General features: G+C 68.8%; 13 protein-coding genes. 4 read left to right on the top strand and 9 right to left on the bottom strand.

Annotation, left to right across the window (positions count from 1 at the left end; genetic code table 11):
• Window positions 1-163: 163 nt before the first annotated feature.
• Together QP029_RS02470 and QP029_RS02465 are read right to left on the bottom strand one after the other, a co-directional pair.
• Window positions 164-1162 carry an N-acetylglutamate synthase, CG3035 family gene (locus tag QP029_RS02470; protein WP_284875294.1) on the bottom strand — a complete coding sequence of 333 codons (999 nt, stop codon included), beginning with the start codon at window positions 1160-1162 and terminating at the stop codon, window positions 164-166.
• 13 nt (window positions 1163-1175) lie between these two features.
• Window positions 1176-1787: a peptide deformylase gene (locus QP029_RS02465; RefSeq protein ID WP_284875293.1), complete on the bottom strand. Its 612-nt coding sequence runs from the start codon at window positions 1785-1787 to the stop codon at window positions 1176-1178.
• On the opposite strand from QP029_RS02465, the gene QP029_RS02460 reads away from it, so the two are divergent.
• Genes QP029_RS02460 through QP029_RS02445 form a run of 4 tightly spaced genes read left to right on the top strand, consistent with a single transcriptional unit; the run spans window position 1786 to window position 4478 of the window.
• Window positions 1786-2049, top strand: coding sequence for a DUF3263 domain-containing protein (locus QP029_RS02460; RefSeq protein WP_284875292.1), 264 nt, complete (start codon window positions 1786-1788; stop codon window positions 2047-2049). The two genes, QP029_RS02465 and QP029_RS02460, sit on opposite strands and share 2 nt — an antisense overlap.
• 10 nt (window positions 2050-2059) lie before the next feature.
• Window positions 2060-2755, top strand: a complete 696-nt coding sequence (locus QP029_RS02455; RefSeq protein WP_284875291.1) for a LytR C-terminal domain-containing protein — start codon at window positions 2060-2062, stop codon at window positions 2753-2755.
• Between the two features lie 9 nt (window positions 2756-2764).
• Window positions 2765-3907, top strand: coding sequence for a glutamate--cysteine ligase (locus tag QP029_RS02450; protein ID WP_284875290.1), 1143 nt, complete (start codon window positions 2765-2767; stop codon window positions 3905-3907).
• The gene (locus QP029_RS02445) at window positions 3897-4478 is read left to right on the top strand and encodes an alpha/beta fold hydrolase (protein WP_284875289.1); all 582 of its coding nucleotides are present in this window, start codon (window positions 3897-3899) and stop codon (window positions 4476-4478) included. Before QP029_RS02450 ends, QP029_RS02445 begins: the two co-directional genes overlap by 11 nt.
• On the opposite strand, the gene QP029_RS02440 is transcribed toward QP029_RS02445, so the two are convergent.
• From QP029_RS02440 to QP029_RS02410, 7 genes are read right to left on the bottom strand one after another with little or no spacing between them, the layout of a single operon-like run.
• Window positions 4396-5667, bottom strand: a complete 1272-nt coding sequence (locus tag QP029_RS02440) for a glycosyltransferase 87 family protein (RefSeq protein WP_284875288.1) — start codon at window positions 5665-5667, stop codon at window positions 4396-4398. The genes QP029_RS02445 and QP029_RS02440 overlap by 83 nt on opposite strands.
• Window positions 5664-6044, bottom strand: a complete 381-nt coding sequence (locus QP029_RS02435; protein ID WP_284875287.1) for a monovalent cation/H(+) antiporter subunit G — start codon at window positions 6042-6044, stop codon at window positions 5664-5666. Before QP029_RS02435 ends, QP029_RS02440 begins: the two co-directional genes overlap by 4 nt.
• A 2-nt stretch (window positions 6045-6046) precedes the next feature.
• Entirely contained in the window at window positions 6047-6322 is a 276-nt protein-coding gene (locus QP029_RS02430; RefSeq protein ID WP_284875286.1) for a monovalent cation/H+ antiporter complex subunit F, read from the bottom strand.
• A gap of 4 nt (window positions 6323-6326) precedes the next feature.
• Entirely contained in the window at window positions 6327-6836 is a 510-nt protein-coding gene (locus QP029_RS02425) for a Na+/H+ antiporter subunit E (protein ID WP_284875285.1), read from the bottom strand.
• Window positions 6836-8602 carry a Na+/H+ antiporter subunit D gene (locus QP029_RS02420; protein WP_284875284.1) on the bottom strand — a complete coding sequence of 589 codons (1767 nt, stop codon included), beginning with the start codon at window positions 8600-8602 and terminating at the stop codon, window positions 6836-6838. Before QP029_RS02420 ends, QP029_RS02425 begins: the two co-directional genes overlap by 1 nt.
• The gene (locus QP029_RS02415) at window positions 8595-9086 is read right to left on the bottom strand and encodes a Na(+)/H(+) antiporter subunit C (protein WP_284875283.1); all 492 of its coding nucleotides are present in this window, start codon (window positions 9084-9086) and stop codon (window positions 8595-8597) included. Before QP029_RS02415 ends, QP029_RS02420 begins: the two co-directional genes overlap by 8 nt.
• Entirely contained in the window at window positions 9087-12089 is a 3003-nt protein-coding gene (locus QP029_RS02410; protein ID WP_284875282.1) for a Na+/H+ antiporter subunit A, read from the bottom strand.
• Window positions 12090-12170: the final 81 nt, after the last annotated feature.

Genomic DNA, 12170 nt, shown 5'->3' with positions numbered 1-12170 from the left:
CTACTCCACATCGAACGCCCTGAGGATGCCGAAACGGTCGCGGACCTGACCTCGGTGGCGGTCGTATGTGTCGGTCTCGTAATTACGACGTCCCCGGGCGCTCTTAGGTCCGGAAGCTCGGTGCTAACGGGACCTCAGTGTCTCGTAATTACGAGACGTACTTTTACGACGCGACCTGTTCCGCGTACCGGTGCCGGTGGTGCTCGACGAATCCGAGCTTGGTGTACAACGCCCGGCCGGCGGCGTTGGAGGCGATGACCTGCAGGTAGGCGCCATCGGCACCCGAGGCCGCGCCCCAGTGCAGCATCTCCTGGCCCAGTCGGGTGCCCAGGCCTTGTCTACGGTACGCTGCGGCGACCTCGACCGCAGAGTAGCCGAGCCAGCGTCGCCCGTCGCCGGATTCGGTGAGGGTGCCGCGGGTGATGGCCACCGTCTCGCCATTCGGGGTGAGCAGGCGGGCGAAGCCCATGCGGCCGTCGATCTGTTCGCGCAGCAGCTCGAGGGCGTGGACGGGCAGCGCTCGGCCGCGGAAGTGGTAGAGGTCCAGCCAGTCGGCGTCGGGCTGGTCGTCGATGCGGAATGACAGGTCACCGGCATTCACCTCCGGAACATCCGTCAGAGACCTGGTCATGACGATGATTTCGGGGCCGAGGTCCCATCCGCCGGCATTGATGAGTTTCTCGGCCGGTGCGCCGATGCGCTCGGGGATGAGCAGCCGGACCGGCAGATCGTGGCGGGCGTAGAACGCGGCGATCTCGTCGAGGGGGACGGCGTCGAAACCCGCGGAGGTGCCGAGCGGGGCGGCGGAGTTGGAGCGCTCGGTGATGCCGTCGCCGGCGCGCATGAGCCACTGGCCGCCGTCGGCCCAGGTGTGTTCGATGCCGGGGAAAGCTTTGGCGGTGGCGACCTCGACGGCGCGGATGTCGGAGTTGCGTACCCGCCGCGGGGATAGTTTCTTCACCACCTTGATCAGTGAAGCGGGGATCTCCACTGCCTCGGCGGAGGATTCGAACCCGCCGACGGCCTGGGGGCGCACGATGAGCGGATCGACGGACAGGACGTGGCCGATGATGTCGCTGAGGTGGCCGGGGGTGTCGGGCAGGAGGCGGCGGACGACCACCCGGTCGCCGACGTTGACCTGGTCGGAGCGGAAGATTCCCATGGGGTGCCCGGGCCTAGTGGCCGAAGGGGTCCTCGTCTTCACCGGGCATCCAGGTCAGGCCGGCCTCGGTCCATCCGTTGGCCTTGATGGCCTTCTTGGCCTGGCGCTTGTAGCGGCCGATGAGGACGTCGGTGTAGACGAAGCCGTCGAGATGGCCGACCTCGTGCTGGAGGCAGCGGGCGAAGAAGCCGTATCCTTCGACGCTGATCTGCTCGCCGTTCTCGTCGAGGCCGGTGACGCGGGCGTGGTCGGCGCGTGGGGTGGGGAAGCCTTCGCCGGGCACGGAGAGGCAGCCTTCGTCGTCGGTGCCGTCGTCGGCGGGCATGGTGGCGGGGATCTCGGAGGTCTCCAGGACGGGGTTGATCACGCAGCCCTTGCGCATGCCGCCGTCGGGTTTCTCGCTGCCGTCGGGGCCGTCGACGTCGGGGCAGTGGTAGACGAACAGGCGCTTGTTCACGCCGATCTGGTTGGCGGCCAGGCCGACGCCGTGGGCGATCTCCATGGTCTCGTACATGTCGGCGATGAGGTTCTGCATCTCGTCGGAGCCGATGGTGGCGGGGTCGACGGGCTCGGTGGGCGTGTGCAGGACGGGGTCGCCGTGGATCACGATCGGTCGGACAGTCATGGCCTACAGTTTAGGCATGCCCGACCTCAGTGATTCCGACGCCCGTCTCCTCGCCTTCGAGGAGCGTGCGCCGAGGTCGGCGGGGGCGAAGGAGGAGGCGATCCGGGCGCAGTTGGGGATCAGTCCGGTGCGTTACTACCAGCGTCTCAATCTGCTTATCGACGTCCCCGCGGCCATGTTCGCACATCCCTCCCTCACGGCGCGTCTGCGCCGTATCCGTGACCGGCGTGCCGTTGAGCGTTCGGCACGCGCCGGAGACTAGAGTGACGGATGTGACTCATGTGAATCAGGACAACCAGGACCCCCGGGACGACCACGACCAGCCGACCACTGACGGCTCCACCGCTGCCGGCGGCGGGGCTGGTGCCGGACTGCCGCTGCGCGGCCTGGCGATGGTGCTCATCGCCGTCGCCGTCCTGCTCGGCCTGTGGGGCCTCTACGCCATGACCCGGGACGACTCGGGTGACACCGCCGCCGACGCCCCGGCCGAGGAGACCACCGTCGCGGCCACCGAGACCGCGCCCGCCGAGTCGACGGAGGAACCCGCCGACCTCGAGCGGGCCGAGGAATCCGGGGAGGCCGAGCAGTCGGACGAGGCCGACCGGCCGGGCGAGTCCGCCGACGCCCCGGTGCCGGCTCCCGCTCCCACCGGCGGCGCTGACGGTGCCGACGAGCCGGCCCGCCTGCACGTCCTCAACAACTCCACCGTGCCGAATCTGGCCAACGATGTGGCCACCACCCTCGATGACCAGGGTTACGATGTCGGAGAGGTCGGCAACCTGGCCGACCAGATCCTGCCCGAGAACACCGTCTACTTCCAGCCCGGCAACCCGGACGCCGAACAGCGCGCCCGCGAGCTGGCCGACCGGGTCCGCGGCGTCGCCCGCGAGTACGACCCGGTCCTGCCCGCGGAGACCGACGGCCGCAACGACATCACCCTGGTCCTGGTGAACCAGGTCGCCCTCTAAGGAGCCCCCATGCCGATCGAGCCCATCCCGTTCCGACGCTCACCGGCCCCCACCCTGGGCGTCGAATGGGAGATCGGGCTCATCGATCCGGAGACCCGGGATCTGGCGCCGAAGGCCGTCGACGTCATCGACCACGTCGCGGCGCACCACCCCGAGGTGCACCTGGAGAAGGAATTCCTGCAGAACACCGTCGAACTGGTCACCGGTGTCCACGACACCGTGCCCGAGGCGATCGACGAGCTCGCCCATGACCTGGCCTGCGTGAAGGAGGCCGCCGACTCCCTCGGCCTGCGCCTGTGGGCCTCCGGCTCCCACCCGTTCTCGGACTTCCGGAAGAATCCCGTCTCCGCGAAGATGACCTACGCCGAGATCATCGAACGCACCCGCTACTGGGGTCAGCAGATGCTCATCTGGGGCGTGCACGTCCACGTCGGCATCAGCCACGAGGACCGGGTGTGGCCGATCATCAACGCCCTGATGACCAAGTACCCGCACATGCTCGCGCTGACGGCCTCGTCGCCGGGATGGGACGGGATCGACACCGGCTACGCCTCCAACCGGACGATGCTCTACCAGCAGCTTCCCACCGCCGGACTGCCCTACCAGTTCACCACCTGGGCGGAGTGGGAGTCCTACATGCATGATCAGGGCATCTCCGGGGTGATCAACCACACCGGGTCCATGCACTTCGACATCCGCCCGGCCGCGAAGTGGGGCACCATCGAGGTCCGCGTCGCCGATGCCACCTCCAATCTGCGGGAACTCTCCGCTGTCGTCGCCCTGACCCACTGCCTGGTGGTGCACTACGACCGGATGATCGACCGCGGGGAAAAGCTGCCGATCCTCCAGCCGTGGCATGTCGCGGAGAACAAGTGGCGCGCCGCCCGCTACGGCCTGGAGTCCCTGGTGATCACCTCCCGGGAGACCGACGAGCGCTGGGTCACCGAGGAACTGACCGACCTCGTCGACGAGCTCTCGCCCCTGGCTGCTGAGCTGGGCTGTCTCGACGAGCTCCGGCTCATCGAGGAGATCCTCGAACGCGGGGCCGGCTACCAGCGGCAGCGCCGCGGGTACCTGGTGCACCGTGACTGGAAACCGGTCATCGACGCCACCTGCGATGAGATGGAGGAGCTGAAGCCCCGTGGCCACTGACACCACCACCCTGGTCCTGCTGCACCCGGCCGGCCGGATGCCGGACACCTTCACCGGGGTCGTCCAGGCCCTGCCGGCCGGGATCACCCCGAAGTTGCCGAACCTCGGCACCGGGACGCCGGCGGAGCAGCAGCAGGCGGCGGAGACCTTCCTGGACCGCAACGAGCTGCGCCGGGTCGCCCCGGCCGGTCACGGCATCGGCGCGCTCGTCGCCGCGGGGCTCGCGGTCGCCCAGCCGCGCCGGGTCAGCCACCTCATCCTCTCCGAGCCGGTCCTCGCGGTCGACGAGGAGATGGTCAGTGCCCAGCTGCGCGCGATGAAACTGGTGCCGAAGTTCCTGTTCCGCCGGCGCGGCATGGACAAGGATCAGGCGCTGGCGAGCCTCGAGTCCGCCCGCGGCACCGATCTGCGCGGCGCAGTCGAGAGCCTGGACATCCCGGTCCTGGTGTTCACCAGCACGACCTCCCCGCTTCGCGATGCCGCGAGCGTCACCGTCCCGGCCGGTCCGGCACCGTGGTACGAGCAGGATCCGCATCGTTTCGCCGCGGAGGTCGCCGACTTCCTGCGCTGAATGCCTCGGCGGCGAATCCGAGGGCGGTGTAGCCGAGGATGACCAGCAGCCCGAAGAGGGTGAAGGCGAGGTTCCACGGGGCGGTGGGGTCGTCGGCGGCGCCGTGGAAGGACAGGTCCGGCCAGAGGATCGCACTCGCCCAGGGCAGGGACACCAGGGCGACGGCGACCAGGGAGAGTAGCGCGCCGAGCTGGGCGGACCACCACGTGCGGCCGAGCAGGTCGGTGACGCCGACGATGAGGCACACGGCCAGCGGCACGACCCAGACCCAGTGGTGGAACCAGGAGAACGGGGAGACCAGGGAGGAACCGATGCCGGCGATGACCAGGGCCATGCTGCGGTTGTCGCGACGCAGTGCCACCCACACACCCAGGGCGACGGCCGCGACTGTGAGGACCACGGCCACCAGCCACACCGCGGTGGACTCGACACCCAGGACCCGCTCGAGGACTGACCGCCACGACTGGGCGCCGGGGTTGGCGTGCACGCCGACGCGGTCGGAGTTGAACATCGCCTCGCGCCAGAAGGTCATCGCGTCGGGGACGAAGAGGAACCCGATGATGACGGTGACCAGGAAGGTGCCCACGGAGATCAGCGCCGCCCACCAGCGGCGCTGGAGCAGGAAGATGAGGCCGGTGAAGGCGGGGGTGAGCTTGAGTCCGGCGGCCAGGCCGACGCCGATGCCGGGCCAGCGGTTGTGGCGGGGCAGGATGTCGCAGGCGATGAGCAGCAGGAGCAGCAGGTTGATCTGGCCGTAGTAGAAGCTGCCGCGCACCGGCTCGAAGGCGAGCATGGCGACGGTGAGGAGGAGACCGACGGCGATGGCGGGGGCGTCGATACGCTTGCCGCGTTCGTGCAGGACGAGGAGGATGACGCCGGCCAGGGCGGCGAGGTTGGCGGTCTGCCACAGGATCGTCGCCAGGTCGGGGCTCAGGGTGGCCAGCCAGCGGAAGACCGCGGCGGCGAACGGCGGGTAGGTGAACGGCAGGTCACCGAGCAGGGGAGTGGCGTAGAGGTCGCCGCCGTCGTTGACGCGTTGGCCGCCGAGGAGGTAGACGGTGAGGTCGGAGGGGGTGTGCAGGCCGAGGTTGAAGCCCTCGGGCACCGTCGACTCGCGGTCGAGGATCCACAGCACCAGAGCCGTCAACGCGACGATGAGCGTCGGCGCTCCCCGTAACCGTGTGCTCATCGCCGGCGCAGGGACTTCTCGGCGGGAGCGTCGTTGCGCGACATGGTGTCGGCGTCACCGTAGAGGCCCTCGCGGCGGGAGACACGGCCGAGGCGCTGGGCGGTGACCGGGGAGGTCAGGGCCGCGAAGATGACCAGCAGGACGAGCACCCCGAGGTCACCGCGTTCGGCGACGCCGAAGTCCGCGGAACCGGTCACCCGCAGCAGCGCGCCGAGGATGGTGAGGATCAGGCCCGTGGTCTGCGGCTTGGTGATCGCGTGGACCCGGGACATGGTGTCCTGGAAGCGGACGACGCCGACGGCCGCGGAGAAGACCAGGAACGCGCCGGTGAGGATGAGGGCCAGGGACGCGACATCGGCGAACAGTGAGTAGGTCATGATCAGCTACCGTCCCTCTTGCGGAAGCGGGCGACGGACACCGAGGCGATGAAGCCGAGCAGCGCGATGACGAGCATGGCGTTGGCGACGGTGGTGTCCAGCGACCAGCAGATGTAGGTGGCCAGGGCACACTGCAGCATGGCGATGAAACCGTCGAGGCCGAGCATGCGGTCGAGTGAGTTGGGGCCGACGAGGATGCGCCAGGTCATGATGATGAATGACAGGGCGAACATGACGGCGGCGACCAGGAGGACGCCGTTGTAGATGGCGGGGTCCATGGGGTCAGCTCCTCTCGAAGATGTGGATGAGGCGGCGTTCCAGGGTGGCGATGGCGGCGATCTCCCGGGCCAGGGCCTCCTCGGTGCCGGCGTCGAGCAGGTGGACGGTCCACATGCGGTTGGCGATGTCGATGTCGCTGACCGAACCACCCGGCTGCAGGTTGTACAGCACCGTGGCGAACGACAGGATCAGCTCCGAGGACACCCGCATGGGCACCTGGAGCACGGCGGTCTGCGGCGGGGCCGCCGGTCGCAGGGCCAGCCACGCCACCTTGAAGGAGGCGACGAACAGGTCCTTGACCCAGATGAGCAGGTAGCCGGCCAGGGACAGCCAGCGGACCTGGAGTCCGGCGATGGGCATCGCCGGCAGGGGCAGCGCCATGACCACGACGAAGCCGACGAGCAGGCCGCTGATGACGTTGGCCCAGGTGAACTCGCCCATGAGCAGGCACCACATGAGGGTGATCCAGACGATGAACCAGGGGCGGAAGCGGCGGGAGATTCCGGCGAGCATCAGTTCTCCTCCTCCTCTGCGGGGGACTCGGTGGGCGCGGCCGGCGCGGTGGAGACGGCGGGTTCCGGTTCAGGCAGCCGGTGGTCGCGGTTCTCCAGGTCGTCGGAGCCGTCGTCGAGGCGCTGCTGGTCGAGGGTGCGGGAGGGGTTGTCGTAGTCCTCGCCGAGCACGGCGGTGCGGTAGATGCTGATGTCCTGGGCGGATTCGGCGGCGCGGCCGGTGACGCTGGAGAGCGGGCCCGCGAGGAAGGACACGGCGAGGGAGGCGGCGATGAGGGTGGTGGTGGAGGCGACCATGCCGACGGGGATGCGGCCGACGTCGTCACGCTCGCCGAACTCCACCTCGTCGGTGACGTCGGCCAGCGGGGCGGGGCGGGCCATGGCGATGTTGCCCTCGGGGGCGTCCTTGCGGTCGCGCCAGAAGCCCTTGGACCAGACGAGGACCATGACGTAGAGGGTGAGCAGGGAGGTGATCACGGCGCCGCCGATGAGGACCCACGCCTGCCAGCTGCCCTCGTTGGCGCCGGCCTCGAGGAGGATGATCTTGCCCAGGAAGCCGGAGAAGGGCGGGATGCCGCCGAGGTTGATCGCCGGGATGAAGTAGAGCACGGCGACGACGGGGGCGGTGTAGGCCAGGGAGCCGAGGCGTCGCAGCGAGGAGGTGCCGGCCTGGCGTTCGATGAGACCGACGACGAGGAACAGGGCGGTCTGCACGAGAATGTGGTGCACGGCGTAGAAGATGGCGCCGGACAGGCCCTGGGCGGAGCCGAGGGCGATGCCGAAGATCATGTAGCCGATGTGGCTGACCAGGGTGAACGACAGGAGTCGTTTGATGTCGTTCTGCGCCATCGCACCGAGGATGCCCACGATCATGGTGGCCAGCGCCACCCACATGAGCAGCCCGTCGAGGGAGCCGTCGGTGAACACCGTGGAGCGCATGCGGATGATCGAGTACACGCCGACCTTGGTCAGCAGGCCGGCGAAGACGGCGGTGACCAGGGAGGGGGCGGTGGGGTAGGAGTCGGGCAGCCAGGCGTCGAGGGGGAAGACGGCGGCCTTGATGCCGAAGGCGACGAGCAGCACGCCGAAGATGGCGGCGCGGGTGCCGGTGGGCACGTCCTCCATCCGCATGCCGATCTGGGCCAGGTTGACCGTGCCCACCGCGGCGTAGACCATGGCCAGGCCGAAAAGGAAGACCATGGAGGAGACCATGGAGACCATGACGTAGGAGACGCCGGCGCGCACGCGCGAGGGCGAGGCGCCGAGGGTGAGCAGGACGTAGGAGGCGACGAGGAACACCTCGAAGCCGACGTAGAGGTTGAACAGGTCGCCCGCGAGGAAGGACATGTTCACGCCCATGGTCAGCAGCATGTAGGTGGGCAGGAACACCGCGACGGGTTCGTCCTTGCCGCCGTCGCGCACACCCTGGCTGATGGCGTACCACATGACGCAGAACAGGACCATGGAGGAGACGGTGAGCATGAGGGCCGACAACCGGTCGGCCACGAGGGTGATGCCGACGGGGGCGTCCCAGCCGCCGATCTGCACCGTCTGGATGCCCTGCAGGTCAGCGACGAGCACCAGGGAGGCGGTGAGGACGATGAGCCCGAGCAGGGTGCCCAGGGCGATGGTGCGCTGGATGTGCGGGTGGCGCCCGGCGAGCAGGGCCAGGGCCGCGGCCACCGCCGGCAGGATGACCGGCAGCGGGATGAGGTAGGGCATGTAGGGCAGGAGGGTGTCCACGTAGCCGGTGAAGTACTCAGTCATCTTCGCCTGCCTTCACGGGTGCCTCGAAGGACCGCGGGCCGAAGCTGTCGCCCTCGGAGGTCATGCGTCCGGTCTCGGGGTCGTCGGAGGCGTCGTGGTCCGGTGCCGCGCTGGCGGTGGCTGGACGTGCCGCGATGGCGGCATCCTCCACGTCGTCCTCGATGACGTCCGCGGTGCGGTAGCGGTACTGGCGGTAGGCCAGGGTGAGGATGAAGGCGGTCATGGCCATCGAGATGACGATGGCGGTGAGGATCATCGCCTGTGCCAGCGGGTCGGCGATGACGTCGTCGTAGACCTCGCTGTCGCGCCCGACGATCGGCGGGGAGCCGGCCTCGCCGCCCGCCTGCAGGATGAGCAGGTTCGCGCCGTTGCCGATGAGCATGAGGCCGAGCATCATCTTGGTCATCGCGCGGTCGAGCACGAGGTACACACCGGCGGAGATGAGCGCGCCGGAGGCCAGCAGCAGGAAGAGATTGGCGACCATCTACTTCTCCTTTCCGGTGGGGTTCTGGCTTATCGACGCCGCTGTGGATCCAGTGGATCCGCTCGTTGCGGCCGCAGGGGGTTTCGCCGCCTGCTGTTGTCGCCGCTCCGCGGCGCGCGCCATGGACCTGGCGCGGTCGCGGGCGCGCTGCTTACGCATCTCTTCCTCCATGTCGAGCTGGCCGCCCAGGGAGTTGAGGATGTGCATGATCAGGCCGACGACGATGGCGTACACGCCGGCGTCGAACAGCAGCGCCGACGGCAGCGACATGTTGCCGATGAGCGGCAGATCCACCGAGTCGTACGCGGAGGTCAACGGCGGGTAGCCGAGGAACATCGGCCAGATGGCCGCCGCGGCGGAGAGGATGAGGCCGGTGCCGAGGATTCGGCCGGCGTCGATGGGCAGGGCCTCCTCGAGCTCCGCGCGGCCACCCGCGAGGTAGCGCAGAGTAAAGGCCAGCGCGGCGACGAGGCCGCCAGCGAAACCACCGCCGGGCGCGTTGTGGCCGGCGAAGAAGAAGTACAGCGACAGGGCCATCATCGACGGGAAGAGGATACGGGTGGCCACGTCCACCATGAGGGAGCGGTTCTGCTGCTTCTCCGTCTCCACACCCGCGGCCAGCCAGCGTCGGCCGGTGACCCGGAGGGTCGGGCGGCGCGAAGGGCGGGCGAAGGAGCGGGTGCGGTAGATGAGCGAGGCGACACCGGTGGCCGCGATGACCAGCACCGAGATCTCACCGAAGGTGTCCCACGCACGCAGGTCCACGAGCAGGACGTTGACGGTGTTGGCGCCGTGGCCGATCTCGTACGCCAGATCGGGCATGGCACCGGAGATCGGCTCGGCCGTCCGGGCGTTGATGGCGAACAGTGCGACGACGGTGACGGCCAGGCCCACCGCGACAGAGAGCCAGGCGCGCAGGCGGTCGGCCTGCGGGGACTGGGTCCACTCGGTGGAGGTGGGCAGCTTGCGCAGGACGAGCATGAACAGCACCATGACGATGGTCTCCACCAGCGTCTGGGTCAGCGCCAGGTCCGGTGCGCCCTGGAGCGCGAAGATCGCGGCGATGGAGTAGCCGGTGACACCGACGAAGATGGCCCCGGACAGGCGGTTGTCCATCCGGGTGGCCGCGATGGCGGCGACGATGATGATCACCGACGCCAGTGCCTGCCACGGCGAATCCCACAGCACCATCCGGACGTCGTTGCGGTCGCCGAGGACCAGGGCGGCCAACGGCAGGGCGATGAGGACACCGAAGATGATGGACAGGTTGGCCGAGAGCGAACCTCGCTGGGTCGACGCCGTCAGGCGCAGGGAGACCCGGCGGAAGAAGTCGAGGACCTTGTCGTAGGCGGCGTCGGCGCTGCCGAGTGCCGGGGTCTCGAACTGCGCGCGGGAGACCACGTCACGCTGCCAGTGCATGAGCACACCGCCGACGATGATGATGGCGGACAGCAGCAGCGGGAGGGTGAAGCCGTGCCACAGGGCGAGGTAACCGCCCTTCTCCCCCTCGGGCAGCGGGAACACGTTGTCCAGGTGCAGGGTGATGGCGTTCGACAGCGGCCCGGGCAGGAGGCCGAAGACGATGGTGCAGGCGGTGAGGACCGCCGGGGCCAGCCACAGGCTCGGGCCGATGGTGTGCATCTGCGCCACCGCGTCGGAGGTGCCGCCCCCGCTGACGTGCCCGGGCTTCTTCGTGGCGAAGGCACCGTAGAGGAAGTGCAGCGAGTACGCCATGGTCAGGACCGAGCCGACGACCATGGCCACGAGCATCATGCTGCGCGGCATGCCGAGGAGCAGCTCCTCGTGCAGTACCGCCTCCAGTACCGACTCCTTGGCCACGAAACCGAACAGCGGCGGGATGCCGGCCATCGACGCCGCCGAGATGATCGCCAGCACCGCGATGAACGGCTGCTTCCGGCCCAGGCCGGACAGCTCCCGGATGTCGCGCGTGCCGGAGGTGTGGTCGATGGCGCCGACGATCATGAACAGGGTCGCCTTGAACAGCGAATGCGCGAAGGTCAGCGCCAGGCCGGCGAGCATCGCCTCCCGGGAGCCGATGGCCACCGTCGCGGTGATGAAACCCAGCTGGGAGACCGTGCCGTAGGCGAGGATGAGCTTGAGGTCCTTCTGCCGCAGCGCCATCCAGCCGCCCATGAGCATGGTGCCCAGGGCCAGGGGGATGACCACGAGGTGCCAGGTGGACACGACCTGGAAGTCCGGTGCCAGCCGGGCCACCAGATAGATGCCCGCCTTCACCATGGCCGCGGAGTGCAGGTAGGCGGAGACCGGGGTGGGGGCGGCCATCGCGCCGGGCAGCCAGAAGTGCCCCGGGGCGATGGCGGACTTGGTCAGCGCACCGGCGAGGATGAGCACCACGGCGGCGGTGATGTACGGGGTGGTGGCGAACTCGGTGAACGCCGGGATCTCCGAGAGTCGCCAGATGCCGGTGAGCCGGCCCAGCAGGATGATGCCCACGAGCATGGCCAGGCCGCCGAGGGTGGTGACCATGAGTGCCTGGCCGGCGGAGCGCCGCGAGGACGCACGCTCGCCGTAGTAGCCGACGAGCAGGAACGACAGCACCGACGTGATCTCCCAGAAGATGTACATCAGCAGGAGGTTGTCGGAGGTGACCAGGCCGAACATGGCCATGGCGAAGGCCACCATCTGGGCGCCGAAGATGGACAGGCGCCGGGGGTTGGAGTCGAAGTAGCCCCAGCAGTAGAACAGCACCAGGGCACCGACGCCGAGGATGATGAGGCTGAACAGCCCAGCCAGTGCATCGAGCCGGAAGTCCAGGTTGAGGTGGGCGCTGGCCATCCATTCCATGGTGACCTGGACGTCACCTCCGTCATGGAAGGTGCCGCCGGTGAACAGGGACAGGACCCAGAAAAAACCGACCGCCGGGGGGACGGCCAGCAGGATGAAGGCGGACCGGCCCATGGTCCGGATGAGGACCGGCGCGACGACGGCGGCGACGGTCAGGGCTCCAAGTAGTAACAGCACGGCGAGCGTTGTTCCCCTTCGCGTGTGAGCGGACAGGACGGCAGAACAATGCCACGGCTCGTCCACTCGACCGCCAACGTG

This window comes from Corynebacterium suedekumii, assembly GCF_030252185.1.
In the GTDB taxonomy this organism is placed as follows: domain Bacteria; phylum Actinomycetota; class Actinomycetes; order Mycobacteriales; family Mycobacteriaceae; genus Corynebacterium; species Corynebacterium suedekumii.
This window is presented reverse-complemented; position numbering and strand designations above follow the sequence as displayed.